Origin of the sequence: Leifsonia sp. SIMBA_070 (assembly GCF_046534635.1) — a bacterium.
GTDB lineage: Bacteria > Actinomycetota > Actinomycetes > Actinomycetales > Microbacteriaceae > Leifsonia.
In genome coordinates, this window is the sequence record NZ_JAWRYK010000497.1 from 1 (window position 1) to 259 (window position 259).

The window sequence follows — 259 nt, forward strand, 5'->3', positions numbered from 1 at the left end:
GTCCCGGAACTCGAGTTGGCCGCCTCCTCCGGTGTGGAGCACGTGGTGCTGGACTCGATGATCGAGATCGAGCGTCTCGATGAGATCGCCGGCCGCCTCGGCGTGGTACAGGACGTCCTCATCCGGCTCACGGTCGGCGTCGAAGCCCACACCCACGAGTTCATCTCCACCGCGCACGAGGACCAGAAGTTCGGATTCTCCCTGGCCGGTGGCATGGCCATCGACGCGGTTCGCCGCGTCTTCGCGACCGAACACCTGC

General features: G+C 66.0%; 1 pseudogene. It reads left to right on the forward strand.

Features of this window, described 5'->3' with window-relative positions:
- A pseudogene (locus SB754_RS21195) lies at positions 1 to 259 on the forward strand (diaminopimelate decarboxylase); the annotation flags it as partial.